Source organism: Bradyrhizobium lablabi, assembly GCF_001440475.1.
Classification (GTDB): domain Bacteria; phylum Pseudomonadota; class Alphaproteobacteria; order Rhizobiales; family Xanthobacteraceae; genus Bradyrhizobium; species Bradyrhizobium lablabi.
On the sequence record NZ_LLYB01000081.1, the window covers coordinates 158,134 to 180,637 of the forward strand.

The following is a 22,504-nucleotide window of genomic DNA, read 5'->3' on the forward strand; positions in this document are numbered from 1 at the left end:
TTCAATCCCTCAGAACGACGAGATCGGACGGATCCCAATCGAGCGCAACCAGGTTTCCCGGCGCAAACAGGCTGCTCGTGCCGGCATTGGGCTGCTGTGCCAGAATGCGATGTCCGCTGGTCAGCGCGATGCGGTAGAGCACGGCGCCGCCGAGGAAGTTGGTGCTTTCGACCTGTCCGTGTGCACAAGCGGAAGGCGATTGCCCGGCCGCGGTGAGCCTGATTTTTTCCGGACGTAACGCCACCGAGAGCACACCCGTCGCCTCGGCAGAAACGGACGCAGGCAGCGTCAGGACCAGGCCGTTGCCGACGGCGAGGCCGGAGCCCGACGTGGTTGCCGCGCGTTCGCCGCGGAAGATGTTGGTGTCGCCGATGAAGTCGGCGACGAAGCGCGTCGTCGGACGGTCGTAGATTTCCACGGGCGTGCCGATCTGCTCGACCCGGCCGCCGTTCATCACCGCAATTCGGTCCGACATCGCCAACGCCTCTTCCTGGTCGTGCGTGACGAAAACCAGGGTGAGGCCGAGCGCCTTCTGCAACTGCTTCAGCTCGAATTGCATTTGCTGGCGCAGCTTCTTGTCAAGCGCGCCCAGCGGCTCGTCGCAGAGCAGAACCCGCGGCTCGATCACGATGGCGCGCGCCAGCGCTACACGCTGCTGCTGGCCTCCCGACAACTGGCCGGGCCGCCGATCTTCCATGCCGGTCAGTTCGACCATGGCGAGCGCAGCCTTTACCTTGGCGGCGATCGTCGCCTTGTCGATGCGGCGCATCCGCAAGCCGAAGGCGACGTTCTCCTGAACCGAGCGATGCGGAAACAGCGCGTAGTTCTGGAACACCATCCCCATGTCACGCTTGTGGGCGGGCAGGTGGGTAATGTCGGTGCCGTCGACGCGGATGGCGCCGGCGCTCGGTGCTTCGAAGCCGGCGATCATGCGCAGCGTCGTCGTCTTGCCGCAGCCGGACGGACCGAGCAGCGAGAAAAACTCGCCTTGCCGGATGTCCATGGCGACCGCGTCAACTGCGCGAACGCCGCCATCATAGATCTTGCTGACGCCGGCGATCTCGATCGAGGCGCTCATGCCCGGAAGATCCGGTTTACGCGCGAGTCGATGTCGTCCTTGTGCGCATTGTACCATTTCCAGTCGACCTGAACGAGCTTGGAGACCTTTTCAGGCGTGGTCAAAAGCTTGGCATCGTATTTGTCGTCCAGCTTCACCATCTTGTTGGCGGGCGAATACCACACCGTCTCGGCGAGCTTCTTCTGCACCGGAGCACTCAGCATGTAGTTCACATAGGCGTTGGCGAGTTCCTTCAACTTGCTGCCGGGCGTGATGGTCAGCACCTGCTCCAGCGACAGAACGCCCTCGCTCGGCGTGACGAAATCGATCGGCTGATTTTGTCCGTCGTAGCGATAGATGCCGGAATCGTGAATGACGCCGAGGCCGACTTCACCCGACAGGAACATCTTTTCCATCGCGCCCGTGAAATCGACGAGTTTGATCGGCTTGAGCTTTTCCAGTGCCGCGTAGGCGGCATCCAGGTCAGTCTGTCCCTTGCCGAACAGCGTGCCGCACATCATCAGGAAAGCCTGGCCGAGGCTGTTGACCGGGATGACGTAACCGCCGCGCACGCCGTTGTACTTCGCGTCCCATAGCTCCTTCCAGGAGCTGACGCCGGAATAGCCTTTGTCTGTGCGCATGCCGAGCCCGATCGCGCTGGTGAAGATCGAAACGCCGACGATCTTGTCGCTGAGCGCATAGGGATAGACGTCAGCAAGATGAGGCACGAGCTTCGCGTCGATCTTCGGTTCGACGAGGCCCATTTCGACCGCGGCCCATTGCTCGTTGGAATTGGTGTGGAGCACGTCGTAGATCGGCGCCGAGCGCGAACTCGCCTGCAGCTTCGGCAGGAACGGGAGTGCCGTATCGGTTTGGAGCTTACACTTGAACTCCTTTTCGAACGCCGGCCCGACCTCGGCTTTCATGATGTCGCCCCACTTGCCGCCCCAGCCGGTGATACGCAGGGTCGGCTCGTCCGCGCTCGCGACATAGGGAGCAGCGATCACGCCGACGCCGAGCGAGGCGCCGGCAGCGAGAAAGCGACGGCGGCTCAGGCGCGGCAGGGTTGGTCCCGAAGGTTTCGTCATGTCTGGATTCCTTCTCTATGGCCGTTACAGTTTGACGTAGGAGCGCAGGCCGACGGTGCGGTCGAGTCCGATCACGACCACAAAGGCGAGCAGGATCGAGACCGCCGATGCGGCGCCGATCGTCCCGTCCAGGTCGAATTTCAGGTAGTTGAAGAGCGTGATCGGCAGGGTCTCGCTGCCTGGGCTGACCAGGAACAACGAGACTGGAAACTGATCGAAGGAGACGATGAAGGCGAAGATCGCGCCTGCGAGCACGCCGGGTTTCACCAGCGGTAGCGTCACCTCGAAGAAGGTTCGCATCGGTCCGGCGCCGAGATTGCGCGCGGCCTCTTCGAGCCGCAGATCGAAATTATGCAGCACGGCGAGCGTCGTGCGCACGACGTAGGGGATCGTCACCAGGGTATGACCGGCGACGAGGCCCCAGAGCGGGCGCCCGACATCGAGCAGCACATAGGTTTGGAACAGCGCCAGGCCGGTAAGGATCGCGGGCAGCATCAGCGGCGAAAGCATCGTCGCCACGACGAGGCGTGCGCCGGGCAGATTGCCGCGCGCGATCGCCAGTGCAGCCGAAGCCCCGAACACGGTCGCGCAGACGGTCGTGATCGCGGCGACCTCGAGGCTGAACCCCAGCGCATGCATGAAATCTCGGGAGGCGAAGAATTTCTCGAACCAGCGCAGCGAGATGCCGACCGGGGGGAACTGAATGAATGGCGTCGGATTGAGCGCGAACACGAAGACGATCGCGATCGGCGCCAGCAGGAAAACGAGCACGGCTGTATTGACGGCAAGGTAAAGCATGCGGCCATAGCGCACTCTATGCCTCGCAGCCGGGACTACGTGTCTTCGCGCTGAAGTGTCACTGCGGCCCAAGCCGCTATCCAACTCGTTCGAAAGCTCGCGTGGGTGGCCTGACGGTGCGGATTGCATCATCGCGTCACCCTCACTGCAAGTCGCGCTGGCCGGAAACGCGACCGAGCACGTGGTTGTAGGCGACGACCAGCACGAAGGAGACCAGCAGCAAAACCATGCCGAGCGCAGCGGCGAAGCCGATGTTGAAGTTCGCCGAGATCTGCTGATAGATCAGGATCGGCAACGTCATGATCTGGAATCCGCCCAGCAGGATCGGCGTGACATAGGCGCTGATGGCGAGCGCAAAGACCAGCAGCGAGCCGGCGAGGATGCCGGGCAGGCTGAGCGGCAGGGTTACCTCGAGGAATGTGCGCAGCGGGCTGGCGCCGAGATTCTCCGCCGCCTGCTCCAGTCGCTCGTCGATACGTCCGATCACGCCCGTCAGCGTCAATACCATGAACGGGACGTAGATGTGGACGAGGCCGATGACGATGCCGGTCTCGTTGTACATCAGCTTCAGCGGCTGCGAGACGAGACCGAGGGACTGCAGCGTCTGGTTGATGACGCCCTTATCGGAGAGCAGGGCCATCCAGGCGAAGGTGCGCACGACGATGCCGGTGAGCATTGGCGCAAGTACCGCCATCAGCAACAGCGCGTGACCTGCGCGGCTCTTGATCCGGGCCATCCAGTGCGCGAGCGGATAGCCGATCGCCAGCGCCGCGAGCGTGGTCCAGAGCCCGATGCGGATCGTGGTCCAGATCACCTCGAAATAATAGGGATCGTCGGCGATGCGCGCGTAGTGCCGTGTTGTGAACGCAACGTTCGGAGCGACAACGGGATTGCCGGTCAGCAGGCTCATCACGGCCATCAATCCGATCGGCAGAAAGAAGAACAGGGCGAAGAGCAGTGCGCTTGGCAGGATGAAGAACGCCAGGCCGTTCATGCGAATGGCTGGGGCCAGGCTCATCGCGATGTTGTCCCGGTGCGAAGGGAGGCAGCATTGATGAGGGGATCGCCAGTCGTGCGGCGAAGTTTCGTGGCCATCGCAGCCAGTTCGCGGCGGATATTGGCGCGCTCGGTCGCGGTGGTCGCCTGCACGGAATAGGACACGGCAATGCCGATGAGCTCGCCGGTTTCGCCGCTGGCGAGCGCAAAGCCCTGCGACCCGACGCCTTCAATCGACTCGTCGGCAGCTTCCGAGACCCCGGTCCGCCGGATCTCCTTCAGCCGTGTCATCAACTGTGCAAAATTCTGCGGCGAGTTGCGCGGCAGTTTCGGATAAGGGGTCGGCACGCGCGCCCTGATCTCTTCGTCCGATAGTCGCGCAAGCATGGCCCGGCCGTTTGACGTCGCGAGCGCCGGCGTGCGCTGGCCCGGCGGATTGACCACGCGAAGCGGGTTCGAGCCGGGCACGATGCGCAGCACCACCTGCTCGAAACCGTCAAGCACCGCGATATAGCCGGTGTGCCCGGTGCGCGCGCAGACCTCGCGCAATTCGCGTTCGGCCGTCCCGATCAGATCGTCATGCGCCCGATGCAGCCGGCCGAGTTCAAAGGTCAACAGGCCAGGCCGATAGCGGCGGGTGTGCGGATCCTGTTCCAGCAGCCCGCAATCGCGCAGCGAGCGCAATAGCCGCGAGGTCGAACTCTTCGGCTTGCCGGTAAGCGCCATCACATCCGCAAAGGACAGATCCGGCCGCGCCGCCGAAAAGCAGCGCAGGATCTCGATGGCGTTGGTCAGTGCGCTCACAGGCGAAAATCCAATGGTTCCGAAATTTGGAACCTGATACCAAATTTTGGTACTCCTGTCAGAAAGCGTCAAGGTGAAAACCCGGGCAGCCGATGCCTGAATCGGCGGCGGACTTCGCGTGTGCGGTGCGGCCAGCCCGCGCGTCGCGTCATTGAGCGCGGTGGAGGAAGTTCGGGCGATTGATTGACGCGGAGGCCGAGGCCCGTTGATCGATCTCTGCCAGAGTGCGACCGATGCTCGCGAGCGCACGTTTGCAGTTTTGCTCGTCGGAAATAATCAGAGGCGATGACATGAGCGGCAAGTCTCGACCGGCGCGGATCAGCATGCCATCAGCGGTTGACGCAATTGGCGTTGCGCGCCCCAGCGCTCTCGTGCCAGCATGAGCCATGCTGAACTTCGGCACGCTGACGGATGGTAGAAATCGCGCCGCATGGGTGCCCCGCAAAATGGCTGGGCGCGTGGCCGTGTGCTCTATCACTGGCATGGAAATTGCTGCGTCGTTTGGCTCAGTTCGTTCAGCTAGCGGCGCGGAGATAAGGTAATGCTTGAGGGGGCCGAAGTGCGGCTTGCCGTCGATATCGGAGGCACTTTCACGGATATCGTGCTGGACGTGGGTCGGGATCGCAGGTCGCGCAAGGTGCTGACGACGCCGTCGCGACCGGAGCAGGCCGTGCTGGACGGGATGCGTCTCATCTTGGCGGACGCGCGCGCACATATCTGCGATATCGATGTCTTCATTCATGGGACGACACTTGCGACCAACGCCATCATCGAGCGCCGAGGCGCGAAGACGGCACTCGTCGCGACACAAGGTTTCCGCGACGTGCTCGATATCGGTACCGAGAGCCGCTACGATCAATACGATCTTGGGATCGACAAGCCGAAGGCGTTGGCGCCGCGCTCCCTGCGCTTCACCGTTCCCGAGCGCATCGATGCGCATGGCGCAGTGCGGTTGCCGCTGGATGAAGCCGCCGTGCGTGCACTCGCGCCGGTGCTGCGTGCGCAGAACGTGGAGAGCGTCGCTTTCGCCTTTCTCCACTCCTATGCAAATCCCGAGCATGAACGGCGCGCCGCTGCGATCCTGAAAGAGGAGCTGCCGGCCATATGGGTGACCCTGTCGTCGGCGGTGTGTCCTGAAATTCGCGAATACGAGCGGACTTCAACCGCCGTCGCCAATGCCTATGTGCAGCCTCTCATCGACGGCTATCTCACGCGGATGGCCGAAGCGCTGCAGGCCGAGCAGTTCCGCGGCGCCATATATCTCGTGACCTCCGGCGGCGGCGTGACGTCGATCGAGACGGCGCAGCGCTTTCCGGTGCGCCTCGTCGAGTCGGGTCCTGCAGGCGGCGCGATTTTCGCCGCCCAGATCGCGGCTCGTCTCGGCGAGACCAAGGTGCTGTCCTTCGACATGGGCGGCACCACGGCGAAGATCTGCCTGATCGAGAAATATCAGCCCGAGACGTCACGCGTGTTCGAGGTCGATCGTGCCGCGCGCTTCCTGAAGGGATCGGGCCTGCCGGTGCGAATTCCCGTGATCGAAATGGTCGAGATCGGCGCCGGCGGCGGCTCGATCGCGCGGGTCGACTCCCTGAAGCGCGTCACGGTCGGGCCCGAGAGTGCATCGTCCGAGCCTGGTCCTGCCTGCTATGGCCGCGGCGGCCAACGCCCCGCCGTGACCGATGCGGATGTCGCGCTTGGCAAGATCGATCCCGAGGCATTCGCAGGGGGAACGATCAAGCTCAGTCCCGAACTGTCGAAACTGGCCTTGTTGCGCGACATCGGCGAGCCGCTGGGAATGTCGGCGGAAACGTCGGCCTATGCCGTGCATGAGGTCGTGTGCGAGAACATGGCGAGCGCAGCCCGTGTGCATGCGGTCGAACGCGGCGCTGTCGTCGGTCAGCACACGCTGATCGCCTTCGGAGGCGCCGCGCCGCTGCATGCGGCTCGGGTTGCCGAGAAGATCGGCATCTCGCGCGTGATCGTGCCATCCAACGCGGGCGTCGGGTCGGCCGTCGGATTTCTTGCCGCACCGATCGCCTATGAGCTGGTGCGCAGCCGTCATGTCAGGCTCGATGATTTTGATGCGGGCGCGGTGTCGGACCTGCTGCAGGAGATGGCGACTGAGGCGCGCGCCCTGGTGGAGCCCGGCGCCGCCGGCGTACCGGTGCACGAGCGGCGCACCGCCTTCATGCGTTATGTCGGGCAGGGCCACGAGATCACGGTCGAGCTGCCGAACCGGCGGCTGACGGCAGCGGATCTCGCCGGCCTGCGCCAGGCTTTCGAGGCGGATTATGCGGCCTTGTTCGAGCGACCGATTCCGGGCGCCGCGATCGAGGTGCTGAGCTGGTCGGTGCTCGCGACCACCGAGCCGCGCAATCCGCCTGTTGTCGCCGAGGTGACACGCAAGCCGGCCGGGAAGGCCGCCGGAAGCCGGAAGTTTTTCGATGGCCGGGTGGGGCAGGTCGTCGAGATTCCGCTGTACCGTCGTGACCAGATGGCGCCGGGCGCGACCATCGTGGGACCCGCCGTGATCGTGGAAGATGAGACCTCGACCTTTGTCTCGATGAGCTTCGACGCCCATATCGACGGCGCCGGCAGTATCGTCATGGAACGGAAGGCGGCATGACCATGAGTGGGCCAAGCGGCGCGAGCCTGATCGATCTGCAGATCATGTGGCACCGGCTGATCGCGGTGGTCGAGGAGCAGGCGCAGGTGCTGCTGCGCACCGCCTTCAGCCCGATTGTACGCGAATGCGGCGATCTCTCGGCCGGTGTGTTCGACCTCAAGGGACGGATGCTGGCGCAGGCGGTGACCGGAACGCCGGGGCACGTCAATTCCATGGCCGAGTCCGTCAAGCATTTCATCGCCCATTTCCCGATCGAGACGATGAAGCCGGGAGATGCCTATATCACCAACGATCCCTGGATGGGGACCGGCCATCTCAACGACTTCGTCGTCACTACGCCTTGCTTCAAGGACGGCAAGCCGGTCGCGCTGTTTTCCTGCACCAGCCATTTGATGGACATCGGCGGCATCGGCTTCGGGCCTGATGCCACCGACGTCTTCATGGAGGGGCTCTACATCCCCATGCTGAAGCTGATCGACCAGGGTGTCGTCAATGAAACGCTGATGGCGATGATCCGTAGCAACACGCGGCTGCCGATCGATACCGAAGGCGACACCTATTCGCTGGCGGGTTGCAACGACGTCGGCTGCGAGCGCCTTGTCGAGATGATGCGCGAATTCGAGATCGACTCGCTCGATACGCTTGGTGATTTCATCTGCGACCGCTCGCGCGAGGCGGTGCTCGCCGAGATCGCCAAGTTGCCGAAGGGCGTTTGGCGCAACAGCATGGTTGTCGACGGCTATGATGCGCCGGTCACGCTCACGGCGGCGCTGACGATCTCGGAAGAGGGCATTCATGTCGACTTCGACGGCACCTCGGGTGCTTCGAAGTTCGGCATTAACGTGCCGCACTCCTACACCACCGCCTACACCGTGTTCGGCCTCGGCTGCGTGGTTGCCTCGGAGATCCCGAACAATGCGGGATCGCTCTCGCCGTTGACGGTATCGGCTCCCGCGGGCTCGATCCTCAACGCGCCGAAACCGGCGCCGGTAGCGTCGCGCCATGTGATCGGCCAGATGTTGCCCGACGTGGTGTTCGGATGCCTGCGCCAGATCATTCCCGAGCGGGTGCCGGCCGAAGGCACCTCCTGCCTGTGGAATCTCAATGTGCGGGGACAGACCCGCAGCGGTACCGGCGGCAATTACGGATTCTCGATGGCGGTGACCAGCAACGGTGGCACGGGTGCGCGCTTCGTCAAGGACGGGCTGTCTGCCACCGCGTATCCCAGCGGTGTGCGCGGCACGCCGGTCGAGATTGCGGAGACGCAGACACCTCTAATCTTCTGGCGCAAGGAGCTGCGGCCGGATTCCGGCGGTGCCGGCCGCACCCGCGGTGGCCTCGGCCAGATCATCGAAGTCGGCAGCGGCGTCGATGCGCCGTTCGACATCCTGGCGGCATTCGACCGCATCGACCATCCGCCCCGCGGCCGCGATGGCGGGCGTGACGGCGAAGCCGGCTATGTCGGACTGAAGTCGGGACGGAAACTGCGCGGCAAGGGCTTTCAGACCGTGCCACCCGACGATCGGCTTGTGGTGCTGACCCCCGGAGGGGCCGGGATCGGCGATCCCAGGGAGCGCGTGCCGGCAAGCGTGCGTGAGGACGTCGAAAGTGGCCTGGTGTCGGCCGACAATGCAGCTGCGGTTTATGGTTTCACGGGCTGACGCGTCCAGCGGAGGCATGCGTTTCGACTTCAACGAACGGAGTGGGCAGATGATTACGCGACGGGCTTTCACGACAGGAGCGGCAACGATGCTCGCCGTCGGCCACGTTTCGACGCGCGCCAGGGCGGCAACGGCGAACTGGGACATGTCGACGGTGTGGCCCGACGGCAATTTCCACACCCAGAACGCCATGGCGTTCGCCGAGGAGGTCAAGAAGCAGAGCGGCGGCACTGTCAACATCACGGTGAAGGCGGGCGGCCAGCTTGGCTTCAAGGGGCCCGAACATCTGCGGGCTGTGCGCGACGGTCTGGTGCCGCTCGCCGATGTACTCAATATCCAGCAGGTCGGCGACGAGCCGTTCATGGGCGTCGAAAGCATTCCGTTCCTCGCCGGCTCGATGGACGAGCTGAAGGTCCTGCAGAAATATGTGCGGCCCGAATACGAAAAGATCACCGCGCGCAATAACCAGAAGATCCTCTATATCGTGCCCTGGCCGACACAGTATCTCCACCTCAAGGTCAAGGTTTCGACCGTCGACGGCTTGAAGAACATCAAGATACGGGTTCCGGACAAGAACAATGTCGACATGCTGAACGTGGTCGGCATGGCGCCGGTGCTGATTCCCTGGGGCGAGACGATACCGGCGCTGGCGTCGGGCGCGGTCGCCGGCGTGTCGACATCGGCGGTATCGGGTGTCGACGGCAAGTTCTGGGAGTTTCTGAAATACGTCTATCCGACTAACCATGTCTGGTCGTCGCAGATGGTGACCGTCAATCTGGATTCCTGGAAGGCGCTGAGTGCGGATCAGCAGCAATTGGTCGCAGGCGTTGCCGCGAAGATGGAGCCGGATTTCTGGGCCAACGCGCTCAAGGCCGACGTCGACAGCCTCAATCGCCTCAAGGAAGGCGGCATGGAAGTGGTGCCGGTGCCTGACGCGATGATGAAGGAGATCCGCAGCAAGACCGAGCCGTTGCTCGAGGCGTTCCTCAAGCGGGTGCCGGCGGCCGACAAGCCGGTGCGGGCCTATCTCGCCGAGCTCAAGCGCTAAAGCCCGGCCATGGCGACCGTCCTGCCAGTTGCTCCGGAAAGTCTCAACGCGGCGGCGCCTGCGCCGGTGCGTATCCTGCTCGACATGATCGATCGTCTCGGCCGGCTCGACGGCTGGATCGGCGGCGGTTGCCTGCTGACGCTGACGCTCCTGATGCTCGCCGAGGTGGCTACGCGCTGTCTCTCGAATATCCTGCCGTTCTTTCCCCCGACGATCTCGATCGCCTGGGAGTATTCTTCCTATCTGATGGCGGCATCCTTCACCTTCGGCGCCGCCATGACGCTACGCGTCGGCGGTCATATCCGCGTCGTGCTGCTCCTGAAAAACGCCCCGGCGCCGCTGCAGCGGGCGCTCGAGATACTCTCGGCGCTCGCCGGCTTCGTCTTCATGGCGTTTCTCACTTGGGCAATGGTCAAGTTCGCCTGGGGATCGTTCGTGCGCGAGCAGGTATCGACGTCGAGCGAAACGCCCCTGTGGGTTCCGCAGGCCGCTGTCACCTTCGGCATGCTGCTGCTCACGCTGCAATTCCTGGCGCGTGCCATCCAGGCGACGCTTGGGTTGCCGCTGGAAGATCATCGCATGAAGGCTTCTCCCGTCGAATGATTGTGCAATGAGAGCCGCCATGATCGCCGTCGGATACCACATCCCATGACCATCGAAGTCGTCAGCCTGTTCGTGATCCTGTTCGCATTGCTGGCGGGCGGCCTGTGGATCGGGTTGACGCTCGCGCTCACCGCGACCCTGCTGCTGGCGATGTTCCGGTCGATCCCGCTCGACAAGCTGCTGCCGCAATACGCCTGGAACATCCTGACGACGCAGGAGCTGCTGGCGTTGCCGCTCTTCATCCTGATGGGCGAATTGTTGTTCCGCACCCGCCTGTCGCGCTCGCTGTTCCAGGGGCTGGCGCCATGGGCAGGGCTGTTGCCGGGACGCCTGCTGCATGTGAACGTGATCGGCTGCACGATCTTCGCGGCAATCTCGGGCTCGTCCGCAGCGACGACGCAGGTAATCGGCCGCATGTCGCTGAACGAACTGCTGCGCCGGGGTTATTCCCGGGATATTGCGATCGGTTCGCTCGCAGGAGCGGGTACGCTCGGCTTTCTGATTCCGCCATCGAACATCATGATCATCTATGGTGTGCTCGGCGACGTCTCGATCCTGAAATTGTTCACCGCGGGTGTGTTGCCCGGCCTCCTGCTGGCCGGCACCTTCATGGCCTGGGTGATGCTGCACACCACGCTGAACGGCACGCTGGTGCCGGAGACGGAAGCGAAGCTGTCGCAGATCCCGTGGGGCGAACGCTTCGCCGCCTTGAAGGATCTGGCGCCCGCCCTGTTCCTGATCGCCTGCGTGCTCGGCTCGATGTATGGCGGCCTTGCGACGCCGTCGGAGGCGGCGGCCGTCGGCGTGCTCGGCGCGGCGCTGGTCGCGTGGGGGCAGGGGTCGATGTCACAACAGGTCATGCGCGACGTGCTCATCGGCTCGGTGATTACCTGCTCGATGATCGCGCTGATCGTGCTCGGCGCCTCGATCCTTGGCAACGCGGCAGCGTTTCTCGGTATTCCGCAAGCCGTGGCCGCGTTTGTGAAGGGGCTCGGCCTGTCACCGTTCATGCTGATGTCGTGCTGGTCGTGTTTTATCTCATTCTCGGCGGCTTCCTCGACGGCTTCTCGATGATCGTGATGACGCTGCCGATCGTGCTACCCATCGTGAAGGCTGCCGGATTCGACGAGATCTGGTTCGGAATTTTCCTGGTGCTCGCGGTAGAGATGGCACAGATCACACCGCCTGTGGGGTTCAACCTGTTTGTCATCCAGGGCTTGACGGAAGACGGGCTCGGCTATATCGCGCGCGTCACGTTGCCCTACCTGCTCATCATGGTCGGCTTCGTGCTGCTGTTGACGCTGTGGCCCGGCATTGTCACGATCTTGCCGAGGGTGCTCTACGGATAATGGCCTCACGGCCGGAAACGCTCGTCATCAGCCGCGCTGCAAGGGCGTGATAGCCACAAAAGAGAGCCTAGATCTGTTCCTCCTCGACTCGGTGGAATCCGTTTGATGGTTCATCATGGGGCGCCGCTCGCTCGGCAACAGTGATTTTCGCCGAAAGGCAAGCTCCAAAGTCGCGAGAGCTTCCTGCCGGGCCGGCGCAAGCCGATCTGGTGAAGCGCCTAATGGTGGATCGGAGCGAGAGTCCAAAGTTATTAATCGTTTAGAGGACGGCGTGTGTACGATGTGTGCACCGGGAGATCAAAGAAAATCTCAATACAGCTAGCATGCGCAGGCGCCAGCCGAGCGTGTGTCGCTTGCCGTTGAGCATGAGGTGCGTTGAAATTCGCAGGCTGTAGACGCGAGTGACTTGCACGCGGGTCTATTCGCGGAATGAGCAGTTCAGTTGTCTGCGCATTAATCGGCAGGTACAACAGCGTGTAATCGGTACAGTTGGCTCCAACCAGATCAGACGAACCGTCGACACAAGGTCGCCTCCGGCAACAACGAGATCCATCATTTCGGGCAAGGTTGTCCGGCGGCTCCCCACAGGGCCATATCCTTGACGTGATCCTCGAAGCTGCCCGGTGGCGTCGTGCGTCCTGCTCCGGGCTCCCACGCCCGGGGAATGAAGCCGTTGAGCGATGCATCGTGCCGCAAATGCGCGAGCAGTGCGATGGCGTCGCGGCCGCCATTGCGTTTGGGGTCCTTCAGTTGCGCGCAAATCTCGGCGCCACTCTTGCCGAACCAGATGAATTCGACCGGGGCAAGCTGCCAGTCGATGCCGGCGCGCAACGGCGCCGGTGCGGGTTCGTTGGGCTGGGTTGAGGTCATGTGACAGGTAGAGCAGCGGATCGTCTCAGCCCCGATGCGGCTCTTTCCGCCATGGATATTCATGCCATGTACTCGGGGCTTGCTTTCGCCCGCCGGTGTCCACATCGGAATGGCCCTGGCATCGACATGACAGTTGGCACAACGAGGATGTGTCACCACCGCCTCAATCCTCTTCCAGGCCTCCAGCCCCTTGGCGCGGCTGACACTGCCGGGCGGCAGCGCATCCTTCGCCTGGTCCTTGGCCACGACCATCCCGGTCAGGGCCGCAATCGATGAAGTAGCGAATGCGAGCGCGATCAGAGATTTCTTCATGGCTCGCCCTCACACGAAATCGATGAACTTGTTGAACGGCATTTCGCGGATGCGCTTTCCGGTGGCCGCGAATATCGCATTGGCGAGCGCAGGTGCGGCAGGAGGAACGGGTGGTTCGCCGACACCTCTCACTTTCGGGTCGTTCTCAAGTCCGCGAACTTCGATCTCGGGACATTGGTAGAGCCGCATGGCCTCATGGTGGTTGTAGTTGGTCTGCTGCACCGCGCCCTTTGCGTAGGTGAGTTCGCAGTTGATAGCGTGGCCGAGCCCCCAGATGACCCCTCCCTGTACCTGGCTCTGGAAGTTGACGGGGTCGACGACCTTGCCGACATCAACCGCGACCCAGACCTTGTCGATCCGGATGCCTCTCTCCGTCATCGTCACTTCGACGACTTCGGCCGTCGGTGTCCCGAAGGACTCGACGAATGCCACGCCGCGTCCCTTACCCTTGCCAAGCGGTCCCTTCCAGTCGGACATCTCTGCGACTGTTTCCAACACCTTGCGGTAGGTTGGAACGGCGCACATCTCGATGCGCGCCTTCAACGGATCGAGGTTCGCCGCGTGGATGAGTTCGTCGATGAAGCTTTCGGTAAAGAAACCGGCCGTCGAGGCTCCGACCGAGCGCCACGTGGTACACGGGGATAGTCCCTGCGCTTCATAGCTGGTGGCCCGAAAATTCGGGATGTCGTAGCAGACATTCCAGAGGCAGGCGGCAAGCTGGCCGTCCGGATCGTTCGTGGGCGCGCCCATGCGCTCGAGCAGCCCCTTGAATGGCGCCGTCGAAGCCAGTTGCAGGTCGGCCGCGACGATCTTGCCTTTCTTGACGCTCCCCCTGTACCGGGCGAGCGCAATCTGTCGCGGAATATCCTGGACGAAATCTTCCTCGCGCGAAAAGACGAGCTTTATCGGCGTTCCGCGCATCTGATCGGCGATCTCGGCGAGGACACGGACGTTCTCGAATTCGAGACGGTGCCCAAAACTTCCGCCGGCCCATTGATTGTGAAAGGTCACCTGCTCCGGCTTGAGGCCGATTGCTGCGGCCGCGATGGACTGCACGGCCTGGGGACTCTGGTGACTGACCCAGATTTCCATTCCGGCGTCGGACACGATGCCAATTCCGTTCAGCGGCTCAAGGGGCTGATGTGCCACGTAGGGGGCGCGATACTCCGCCTTGATTTGTGTGCCACCGTTCAAGCCGGCGTCGATGTCTCCGGTCTTCTTCCACTCCTTGCCCAGAAATTTGGGCTTGAACGACGTTTCCAGGATTTTCCAATGGTCGGCTTGCTCGGCGGGATAGGTCGAGGGCGCCCACTTGCAGTCGATCGCTTCAGCCGCCTTCATGGCATACCAACTGTTTGTCGCAACGACGGCGACGCCATTTTTGATTTCGACGATATTTTTGACGCCCGGCATCGAGTGGGCCTTGCTCGCGTCGTAGGATTTCATTGGCTGACCCTTGTTGGGGTTCAGCTTGACGGCGGCGAACAACATGCCTTCCATTTTCAGATCGATGCCGAACTTTAGTTCTCCCATGGCCTTCGGTCGAATATCGAGGCGTTCCATCGGCTTGCCGAGCAGTCGCCATTTCGAGGGATCGCGCGGCTTCGCGTCGAGCACCGGAGGAATCGTCGCCGCTTCCGCCGCCAGTTCGACGTAGGGAATTTTGGTTCCGTCGGGCAGGATCGCCTGGCCGGATTGGGTACGGATATCGGCGACGGCGACGCCGGAACGTTTGGCTGCCGCAGCCTTCAGCGTCTCGCGCGCGACCGCGCCGGCAACGCGCAACTTTTCATAGCTGTCCGGGATCGTGCTCGAGCCGCCCGTCATCTGCAGGCCGGACTTTCTGAGCGCCTCCAGCATGGCGGCACGCGCTTCTTCGGCGGCGGCACTTTGGTCCGCTGCCACAAACGGCGCGAGTTCGTCCGCGAAGCCGGTGTTGAAGTAGGCGGGATGCGGCGCTGCGAATCGGATCTCGAACTGGCCGGGATCGAGGTCCATCTCTTCGGCAATCATGATCGGCTGTACCGAACCTACGCCCTGACCGATGTCGGCGTGCTGTGCAATGAGGGTGATTTTTTCCGGGCTTATCTCGACCCAGGGATTGAAGCTCACGGAGTTGGGCCCGAGGCGGGCCGCCAATGGATTGCCGTTGGCCGTCAGGTCGACGTGTTCGGCACACGCGTAGGAGCCGAAAGCGATGCCACCGGCGATGGCGGCCGATCCGACGATGAAGGCGCGACGGGAAAGATTCTGCACATGTCGCATATCACTTCCCCGCCATCTTCGTGGCAGCCGCATGGATCGCGGCGCGAATGCGCGGATAGGTGCCGCAACGGCAGAGATTGCCGGACATCACCTGATTGATCTCTTCGTCCGTCGGCTTCGGGATCAGCTCAAGGAGCGAAATGGCCTGCATGATCTGGCCGGTCTGGCAATAGCCGCACTGCGGCACCTGGTGTTCGATCCACGCCTGCACAACCGGGTGCTGGTCTTTATTGCCCAGCCCTTCGATCGTAACGACCGACTTGCCGGCCACCTCGCCGATATGCGACTGACAGGAACGAACAGCCTTTCCGCCAACATGAACGGTGCAGGCGCCGCATTGCGCTACTCCGCAGCCGTATTTGGGACTGGTGATACCGAGTTCGTCCCGCAGCACCCAAAGCAAAGGCATCTCGGGAACGACGTCAACCCGGCGCTTGATGCCATTGACCGTGAGCTCGATCATATCGATATCCCTTCGCGGATGATTGTTGTCATCATCGGAGCGGCGTGCTCCGTCGTTCAAGCCAGGCTTCTAGCGCTGATGCGGGCCGAGATATCGGGCACGCTGCCGCGACGATACTGGCTGACCAGCGCCAAGCGGTATTCGCGAATCCTGCGGGATCATGTGCAATCCCTGCTGAATTAAGGGCGCAATAGACCGCTGACATCGACCCGGCCGCAGCACAGCTCGCGGTATTGCCCCGGAGTGAGACTCGTGGCCTTTCGGAACACGCGGGTGAAATTGGCTTGAGAGCCGAAACCGAATTCCAGCGCAATTTCGACCAGGGACAGGTTGTCGCGCGCCAGTTCTTGCCGCGCAGCCTGGACGCGGCGATCGATCACATAGCGGTGTGGTGACAAGCCTGTGGCTTCGCGGAACAGCCGCGAAAAATGATAGGGGCTGATGCACGCCTGGGCCGCCAGCTCCTCGAGCCTGATCTCGACGCCAAGAGAAGCCTCGATATAGTCCAGCACGCGCTGAAGCCTTCGCGGATCGAGCGACGGCGACCTTGCGGGCGGGCGCCAGCGGTCAATCGTATAGTGCCCCAGAAGATGGGCTGCGAGCGCGACCTGGATCCCCTCCACGAACAGCGCATCGGTCGGCTGGCGAGGACGATGGACCAGGTCACGAAGCGGCGAGCAGATGTGGAAGAGGACCTGGTCCGCCAAGCCGTCGGCACGGGCGATCTGCACCTTGTCCGGATCAACATCAAAGTCGGCGAGGGCGCTTTGGTCCAACAGTGTCGGAGACAGGTAGAGATGGAGACACTCCATCTTGTCCGACAGTTCGAGATGGGTAACGTGCGTTCCCACGGGTACGAGATAGCTCATGCCCGGCCTGGCAAGGCTCGTCTGAACTTCGCCGTTGCCGGCCCGGTAGACGATCCCGCCGCCCGCCAGCAACAGAATGACTTCCGTGCAAGTGGGAATCTTCGTTGCTTGCCGCCCCGCCTCGAATTTCCGATGTTCGATGCTCAGCGAAGGCAAGTCTGTTGCCTCCGCCAGCTTCTCGCTGTTCTGGTATTTTTGATCTCCATACGTGGCGAGCGCCATCGTGACCTCCCCTCGAACTGCGACGGGTTCCGGCCCGATATCGCGAGCGAGTGCCGATCGCGGTCGGAGTCGCGATCGCTGCGACGCAGACAGAAATCTCACTAGCTACCGTGCCGGGGCAATCATACGGAGTTGTTGGGTGAACTCGCAGCGGAGTCCAGAGGTGGAACTGTTAAAAGAGGTAAAAGGCAAGCAAGCCAATGGCTTGGCCATGCGCCAGATTGAGCCTCGCAAGTAGTGGTGATCGCGCACGGGATCAGCAGGATTCGTCCCTCATCGCGCAGGAATCGGAAATACCGGAATGCACGCGGGGTCTAGTGATGGCTCATCGAACGGTAATGCCGCCGTGTCGAGGATTGGAGCCCCTTATGAAGCCGATGCTCTCAGCGCTTGCCGCAATATCGATCGCAACCGCCCAAGCTGCCCCCGCAGCTTCGGCCGAAAGGACCGTTTCCATTGTCCTTGTCCATGGCGCCTTCGTCGATGGGTCGGGATGGAAGGGCACCTACGACATACTCTCGGACGCCGGCTATGAGGTGCTTGTCGTCCAGCAGCCGACGATCACGCTTCATGACGATGTCGCAGAGACCGAACGCGTCATCGCCAAGGCTCGACATCCCGTGATTCTCGTCGGACATTCCTACGGAGGAATGGTCATCACCGAAGCGGGAGACAATCCGAAGGTTCGCAGCCTCGTCTATCTCGCCGCATTTGCTCCTGATGCCGGCGAGTCGGTAAGCTCGCTCGCAGAAGCACCTGCGCCAGCGGGCGAGCACAAGGCTCCGCTTGTCACTGAAGGCAACTATCTCCTCGTTGACCGCGATAAATTCCCTTCGTCGTTCGCGGCCGATGTCGACATCGCCACAACGCGCTTCATGAGTGCCGCGCAACTACCATGGGGCTTGCAGGCGGTGCAGACCAAAGTCGGTCGTGTGGCCTGGAAGTCGAAGCCGACCTACTACATGGTGACAAGTGAGGATCATATGATCCNCGCCGACGGCGCAACGCATGATGGCGCAACGGTCCGGCGCGAAAGTGGTGGAGTTGAAGAGCAGCCACGCAGTAATGCTGTCACATCCTCGCGAGGTCGCGGCCTTCATCAAGAGTGCGGACCCATCCTCAACTGACTGATGCAGATCACGATAGAGCATCAAACGCCAGGGACGAAGATCTAGCGATTGCTTCCCGCGCACGATGGCTTCGCCCGCCATGACGAAGGGGATGAGGTATGGCACTCATGGATATTCTGCCCGGCAAGCTGGGCTTCGGTGCGGCGCCGCTCGGAAATATGTTCCGGGACATCCCGGAGAAGGAAGCGCTCGCGACGGTGAATGCGGCGTGGGACGACGGCATCCGCTACTTCGACAATGCACCCTTCTACGGAGCGGGGCTGGCGGAGATCCGCATGGGCGCTGCCCTCGCCACGAGGCCACGTGGCGATTACGTGATCAGCACCAAGGTCGGCCGCGTGATCCTGGACGAGATCGAGGATGTAAGCGCTCGCGATCTAGGCGAGAAAGGTAATGTCTTCAAGTATGGACGCCCGAACAAGATCGTAAACGATTATTCGAAAGATGGCACGCTGCGCTCGATCGAGGACAGCCTGACACGGCTGGGCACCGACCATATCGATATCGCCTTCGTGCATGACGTGGCGCAGGATTTCTATGGCGACGAGTGGCTGGCGGTCTTTGAGAGTGCGCGCAAGGGCGCGTTCAAGGCGCTTGACCGGCTACGCGACGAAGGCGTGGTGAAGGCTTGGGGTCTCGGCGTCAACCGGGTGGAGCCGATTGAACTGCTGCTAGCGCTGGAAGGTCCACGCCCTGACGGCTTCCTGCTCGCGGGCCGTTACACGCTTCTGGATCACGCCCGAGCGCTCGAGCGGGTGATGCCGATGGTTGCGGAACATGAACTCGCCATTATTGTCGGTGGCCCCTACAGCTCGGGGGCGCTCGTCGGTGGTCCGAATTTTGAGTATGCGCCGGCGCCTCGGGAAATCCTTGAGAAGGTGGCGCGGATCAAGGCGATCGCCGATCGCTACGGCGTCAGCATGAAGGGAGCAGGATTGCAGTTCGCGCTCGCGAATCCGGTGGTTGCTGCTGTGATTCCGGGGGCGAGCCGTCCGAGCCGCATCGCCGAGGACCGGGCTGCCCTCGAAGAATCCATTCCCGCCGATTTCTGGCGCGAACTTCGTTCGGCGGGTCTCGTCAATCCCGCCGCACCCCTTCCCGCGGCCGGCCGAGCGGTTTGAGGGCGGGGCAAGTTCATTCCTGCGAACTGAACGTCGTCCGGCGGATGGCGCAAAGTCTATTCAATTGGAAAGGAGAGGGAAATGACCGACGAAAAACGCGACACCTCCGAAATCGGGCGACGGGCGATGCTTCAAACAGCCGGCGCGGCTGTGATCACAGGCCTCGCGGCCGGCGGCGCACCGACAGTCGCACTCGCCGCTGCGCAGGACACTGGCGGCATGTCGGCGGCCGACCGCAATGAGGCGCCACTTGGTGCGCGGCTCCAGGGGGTCCAGCATTTCGGGCTCACCGTCCAGAACATGGAGCGGGCCTATGAATTCTATACCGCGGTGCTGGGCGGCACCGAGGTTTTCCGCCACGGCGATTTCCAGGGCGATGAGGTGCAGAACACGCTGCTGGCCGACCAGGAAATCGAAGCGAACGCTCGCGGGGTCAATCCTCGGACGATCGGTGTTCCCGACCTGCGAGCCGGGGCGCAGCGGCTCGATGTTCGCTTCATCCAGTTCGACAATGTCGTGATCGAGTTGCTCCAATATCGCGACGCCGACCAGCCCATGGGTACCTCAAAGAGCTTCGCTGAGCCGGTGCAGCACATGAGCCCAGCCTTTCCGCGCATGATGCACATCTGCTTCTATGTTCGCGACGATGTCGACTTCAACAAGTTCATCGTCGACCTCGAGGCAGAATCGGCGCGCCGCGGCATGACCCAGGTGAGGGCGAACCGCACGATCCGCGTCATGACCGAGGCGGACCGCAAGGCAGCTCCCCGCAGCTCCAACACGAACCGGGTGACCCAAGCCCCGTCGGACGGTTGGGAGCTGATCTATTGCAAGGGCCCGGAAGGCGAACAGCTCGAGTTTGTAAAAGCACTGGGCCCCGTCAAGAAACGTTTCAGCGAAGCCCTCGCGAAGCGGCAGCAGACGATTACCCGCTGATCCGCATGGCCCGGCGGCCGAACGGTCGCCGGCTCGCCTTGGCCAAACGTTCATGACAACCATGAAAAGGGCCCATGATGCAGACGATACGTCGCAACTCGCGCGCCACGGCGCTGTTGGCCCTCTCGCTGTCCCTAACGGCGCCGGCGGCAGTCGCTCAGCAGGCACCGCATGGGCGCTACCAGGATATTCGCGAAGGCGCCTATTCAGTGGTCGCCCAGGTGCGCGCCAAGCCTGGAAAGGAAGATGCTCTGCGGGCTGCTACCTTGCCTCTCATCGACCTGGTTCGCGGCGATCCCAAGAACCTGGTCTACTTTCTCCAGGAAGACCGCGCCAAACCGGGGCATTTCATCTTTTACGAGATTTTTGCCAGTCGAGCAGATTTCGACGCACATAACGCCATGCCCTATGTTCAGGAATGGTTCGCCCAGCTCCCAGAGCTTGCCGAGGGCGGCGTCGAGGTGATGCGCATGGCGATCCTCACGATGCCCAAAAAATAAGCGGAATTGCCGAGAATCAATCCGCAGCTTGCAGATAGCCAAGCTGCCGCGCTGGAGCCTTTACGGGTCCCAGGCCTCCTGCGGCGAAATGCCCGCCGCAGTCGGGTTCCCATGCGTCTTAGCCATTCTGCGTGTAGACTCCGGGTCAAGAGCTTGTTCGAATAGCTTTTCCCAGTTTGACTCACGCGTTGGCCGACGATGAAACGTCCTCATTCAGAAGGGCTGGCTAATAAAGCGAACTTACCGAGCGTACCTTCTGGCGGTTCGCCTCTGACGCAGACCGGGTGATGCCGGTGAGGGTCGCGTCTCAATCAATCGTTTCGCCGAGATCAACGCGTGGCAAGGGCACTGGTCAGTCTCCTGCGCATCGGGCAGACGCGGAGATTTCGTTTGGGCCATATCGGTTCGATCGTGATCGGCGAATGTTGTGGGAAGGGGACCTCCTGTTGCAGGTTGGGACTCGGGCGCTGGCAATTCTGAGCGCGCTCACCGAAGTGCCCGGACGTCTTGTAGCGAAGCACGAACTGTTGGAGCGAGCATGGCCTGGTGGCCGCGTGGACGACGCGAATCTGAAGGTGCAAATTTCCACCTTGCGAAAAGCACTCCGCGGCTGTGAGGGATTGATCAGGGCCGAAGCGTCCCTGGGCTATCGCTTCCTCGGAGAAGCGGTGCGTGCTGATCCGTATCTCGATGCCCAGCGGCGCTCCTCCTTGGTGCCGCAGCTTCTTACCGAGCCTATCGGGCGCGACGGCGTAATTGCGGAAATAGTCAGCCTTCTCAAAGAAAGCCGGCTGGTAACGGTCCTTGGTCCCGGCGGTATCGGGAAGACAACGGTCGCGCTCGCGATTGCGCATCGACTAGCCCATACCTTCACGGATGAAACCTGCTTCGTCGATCTCAGCAGGATTGCGCGCGATGATCAGATCGGTGAAGCAGTCGCGCGTGCACTCGGCTTCCCGGTCGGGGAGGCGCCGCCAGCTTTTGAGCAGATACAGGCCGCGCTGCAGGGGAGACGAATTCTTCTGGTGATCGACTCCTGCGAACACGTGGCCGATGCGATCGCGCTGCTGGTCGAGCAGGTTCTAGGCCTCTCCAATGAGGTCTGGATACTGGTAACATCCCGGGAGTCCTTGAGGGTTGGAGCCGAATTCGTCTGGCAGCTCGAGCCGCTCGAAGTACCGCCCTCTCTGATGGATAACGCAGCGAATGCTGCGCGATACCCTGCAGTTCAGCTCTTCCTAAGGGCCGCGGCCGAAGTTTCGGACGACTTTACGTTGGACGACGAGATCGCGCCGACTATCGTCGAGGTCTGTCGGCGTCTGGACGGAATTCCCCGAGCCATCGAAATGGTGGCTTCCATGGTCGCTACCCTCGACATTGGCGAGATTCGCCGCAGCCTGGATCAACGCTTGCCCTTGTTGGAGCTCGATCGCCAGGACGCCAACCCTCTGCACGATTCTCTTTTCTCGACCCTTCGCTGGCGCTGCGATCTTCTTCCGTTGAACGAGCGAGCGGTGCTGCGCCGTTTGGCGCTCTTCACCGGTGCTTTCACTCTCGATGCTGCGGTCGCGGTCGCCGCTGATGACGTTACGGATGCGTCTGCCGTTCGTGAGGCGGTTGTCGCGCTCGCCAATAAATCCTTCCTGATCGTAAACCTTCGGATCAGCCCTCCAGAATATCGCCTGTTCGAGACCATGCGGGCGTACGTGGCGAGCCCCAGAGGTGAAGGGGATGCCACGGAGCGGCTCGATCGGTGTCAGAATTGTTGACCCTTGAGGACCTGACG

At 62.3% G+C, this 22,504-nt stretch carries 18 protein-coding genes and 2 pseudogenes; 11 read left to right on the forward strand and 9 right to left on the reverse strand.

What is annotated here, in order from left to right; genetic code table 11:
- Position 1: 1 nt before the first annotated feature.
- Genes CQ14_RS21845 through CQ14_RS21865 form a run of 5 tightly spaced genes read right to left on the reverse strand, consistent with a single transcriptional unit; the run spans position 2 to position 4,743 of the window.
- Positions 2-1,078, reverse strand: a complete 1,077-nt coding sequence (locus CQ14_RS21845) for an ABC transporter ATP-binding protein (RefSeq protein ID WP_057859899.1) — start codon at positions 1,076-1,078, stop codon at positions 2-4.
- Positions 1,075-2,145 carry an extracellular solute-binding protein gene (locus CQ14_RS21850; RefSeq protein WP_057859900.1) on the reverse strand — a complete coding sequence of 357 codons (1,071 nt, stop codon included), beginning with the start codon at positions 2,143-2,145 and terminating at the stop codon, positions 1,075-1,077. The genes CQ14_RS21845 and CQ14_RS21850 overlap by 4 nt, the downstream gene beginning before the upstream one ends.
- Before the next feature lie 24 nt (positions 2,146-2,169).
- Positions 2,170-3,075 carry an ABC transporter permease gene (locus CQ14_RS21855; RefSeq protein ID WP_430650202.1) on the reverse strand — a complete coding sequence of 302 codons (906 nt, stop codon included), beginning with the start codon at positions 3,073-3,075 and terminating at the stop codon, positions 2,170-2,172.
- Positions 3,076-3,085: 10 nt separating this feature from the next.
- Positions 3,086-3,961, reverse strand: a complete 876-nt coding sequence (locus CQ14_RS21860) for an ABC transporter permease (RefSeq protein WP_057859902.1) — start codon at positions 3,959-3,961, stop codon at positions 3,086-3,088.
- Complete coding sequence (locus CQ14_RS21865) at positions 3,958-4,743, reverse strand: IclR family transcriptional regulator (protein ID WP_057859903.1); 786 nt, start codon at positions 4,741-4,743, stop codon at positions 3,958-3,960. The genes CQ14_RS21860 and CQ14_RS21865 overlap by 4 nt, the downstream gene beginning before the upstream one ends.
- 541 nt (positions 4,744-5,284) lie before the next feature.
- Here CQ14_RS21865 and CQ14_RS21875 point away from each other — a divergent pair.
- From CQ14_RS21875 to CQ14_RS21895, 5 genes and pseudogenes are all read left to right on the forward strand, one after another.
- Positions 5,285-7,369 (forward strand): hydantoinase/oxoprolinase family protein, encoded by a 2,085-nt coding sequence (locus tag CQ14_RS21875; RefSeq protein WP_057859905.1) that lies wholly within the window; start codon positions 5,285-5,287, stop codon positions 7,367-7,369.
- Positions 7,370-7,371: 2 nt separating this feature from the next.
- Positions 7,372-9,030: a hydantoinase B/oxoprolinase family protein gene (locus tag CQ14_RS21880; RefSeq protein WP_057860016.1), complete on the forward strand. Its 1,659-nt coding sequence runs from the start codon at positions 7,372-7,374 to the stop codon at positions 9,028-9,030.
- Positions 9,031-9,079: 49 nt separating this feature from the next.
- A complete protein-coding gene (locus CQ14_RS21885) occupies positions 9,080-10,078 on the forward strand; it encodes a TRAP transporter substrate-binding protein (RefSeq protein ID WP_057860017.1) in 999 nt (332 codons plus the stop codon).
- A 9-nt stretch (positions 10,079-10,087) separates the two neighbouring features.
- Positions 10,088-10,681 carry a TRAP transporter small permease subunit gene (locus CQ14_RS21890; protein ID WP_057859906.1) on the forward strand — a complete coding sequence of 198 codons (594 nt, stop codon included), beginning with the start codon at positions 10,088-10,090 and terminating at the stop codon, positions 10,679-10,681.
- Between the two features lie 45 nt (positions 10,682-10,726).
- Positions 10,727-12,030, forward strand: a pseudogene (locus tag CQ14_RS21895) (TRAP transporter large permease).
- Positions 12,031-12,582: 552 nt separating this feature from the next.
- Here CQ14_RS21895 and CQ14_RS21900 read toward each other — a convergent pair.
- From CQ14_RS21900 to CQ14_RS21915, 4 genes are all read right to left on the reverse strand, one after another.
- Positions 12,583-13,212, reverse strand: a complete 630-nt coding sequence (locus CQ14_RS21900; RefSeq protein ID WP_057859907.1) for a hypothetical protein — start codon at positions 13,210-13,212, stop codon at positions 12,583-12,585.
- A 9-nt stretch (positions 13,213-13,221) separates the two neighbouring features.
- On the reverse strand, positions 13,222-15,477 hold the full coding sequence (locus tag CQ14_RS21905; RefSeq protein WP_057859908.1) for a xanthine dehydrogenase family protein molybdopterin-binding subunit: 2,256 nt from the start codon (positions 15,475-15,477) through the stop codon (positions 13,222-13,224).
- Between the two features lies 1 nt (position 15,478).
- Entirely contained in the window at positions 15,479-15,940 is a 462-nt protein-coding gene (locus CQ14_RS21910) for a (2Fe-2S)-binding protein (protein ID WP_199805583.1), read from the reverse strand.
- 179 nt (positions 15,941-16,119) lie between these two features.
- Entirely contained in the window at positions 16,120-17,031 is a 912-nt protein-coding gene (locus tag CQ14_RS21915; protein WP_057859909.1) for a helix-turn-helix domain-containing protein, read from the reverse strand.
- Between the two features lie 368 nt (positions 17,032-17,399).
- On the opposite strand from CQ14_RS21915, the gene CQ14_RS21920 reads away from it, so the two are divergent.
- From CQ14_RS21920 to CQ14_RS21940, 6 genes and pseudogenes are all read left to right on the forward strand, one after another.
- On the forward strand, positions 17,400-18,021 hold a 622-nt coding region (locus CQ14_RS21920; protein WP_245320437.1), incomplete at its 3' end, for an alpha/beta hydrolase.
- A 1-nt stretch (position 18,022) separates the two neighbouring features.
- Positions 18,023-18,162 (forward strand): annotated as a pseudogene (locus tag CQ14_RS46585) (alpha/beta hydrolase); the annotation flags it as partial.
- A gap of 97 nt (positions 18,163-18,259) precedes the next feature.
- Positions 18,260-19,282 (forward strand): aldo/keto reductase, encoded by a 1,023-nt coding sequence (locus CQ14_RS21925; protein WP_057859910.1) that lies wholly within the window; start codon positions 18,260-18,262, stop codon positions 19,280-19,282.
- Between the two features lie 81 nt (positions 19,283-19,363).
- Positions 19,364-20,218, forward strand: coding sequence for a VOC family protein (locus CQ14_RS21930; protein ID WP_057859911.1), 855 nt, complete (start codon positions 19,364-19,366; stop codon positions 20,216-20,218).
- 74 nt (positions 20,219-20,292) lie between these two features.
- Positions 20,293-20,718, forward strand: coding sequence for a putative quinol monooxygenase (locus CQ14_RS21935; protein ID WP_057859912.1), 426 nt, complete (start codon positions 20,293-20,295; stop codon positions 20,716-20,718).
- Positions 20,719-21,164: 446 nt separating this feature from the next.
- Positions 21,165-22,487, forward strand: a complete 1,323-nt coding sequence (locus tag CQ14_RS21940; RefSeq protein ID WP_199805584.1) for an ATP-binding protein — start codon at positions 21,165-21,167, stop codon at positions 22,485-22,487.
- Positions 22,488-22,504 lie beyond the last annotated feature (17 nt).

Coding starts and splice junctions, on each gene's coding strand:
- CQ14_RS21845 (WP_057859899.1), bottom strand. CDS start 1,078: ATGAGCGCCTCGATCGAGATCGCCGGCGTCAGCAAGATCTATGATGGC.
- CQ14_RS21850 (WP_057859900.1), bottom strand. CDS start 2,145: ATGACGAAACCTTCGGGACCAACCCTGCCGCGCCTGAGCCGCCGTCGC.
- CQ14_RS21855 (WP_430650202.1), bottom strand. CDS start 3,075: ATGATGCAATCCGCACCGTCAGGCCACCCACGCGAGCTTTCGAACGAG.
- CQ14_RS21860 (WP_057859902.1), bottom strand. CDS start 3,961: ATGAGCCTGGCCCCAGCCATTCGCATGAACGGCCTGGCGTTCTTCATC.
- CQ14_RS21875 (WP_057859905.1), top strand. CDS start 5,285: ATGCTTGAGGGGGCCGAAGTGCGGCTTGCCGTCGATATCGGAGGCACT.
- CQ14_RS21880 (WP_057860016.1), top strand. CDS start 7,372: ATGAGTGGGCCAAGCGGCGCGAGCCTGATCGATCTGCAGATCATGTGG.
- CQ14_RS21885 (WP_057860017.1), top strand. CDS start 9,080: ATGATTACGCGACGGGCTTTCACGACAGGAGCGGCAACGATGCTCGCC.
- CQ14_RS21890 (WP_057859906.1), top strand. CDS start 10,088: ATGGCGACCGTCCTGCCAGTTGCTCCGGAAAGTCTCAACGCGGCGGCG.
- CQ14_RS21900 (WP_057859907.1), bottom strand. CDS start 13,212: ATGAAGAAATCTCTGATCGCGCTCGCATTCGCTACTTCATCGATTGCG.
- CQ14_RS21905 (WP_057859908.1), bottom strand. CDS start 15,477: ATGCGACATGTGCAGAATCTTTCCCGTCGCGCCTTCATCGTCGGATCG.
- CQ14_RS21910 (WP_199805583.1), bottom strand. CDS start 15,940: ATGATCGAGCTCACGGTCAATGGCATCAAGCGCCGGGTTGACGTCGTT.
- CQ14_RS21915 (WP_057859909.1), bottom strand. CDS start 17,031: ATGGCGCTCGCCACGTATGGAGATCAAAAATACCAGAACAGCGAGAAG.
- CQ14_RS21925 (WP_057859910.1), top strand. CDS start 18,260: ATGGCACTCATGGATATTCTGCCCGGCAAGCTGGGCTTCGGTGCGGCG.
- CQ14_RS21930 (WP_057859911.1), top strand. CDS start 19,364: ATGACCGACGAAAAACGCGACACCTCCGAAATCGGGCGACGGGCGATG.
- CQ14_RS21935 (WP_057859912.1), top strand. CDS start 20,293: ATGATGCAGACGATACGTCGCAACTCGCGCGCCACGGCGCTGTTGGCC.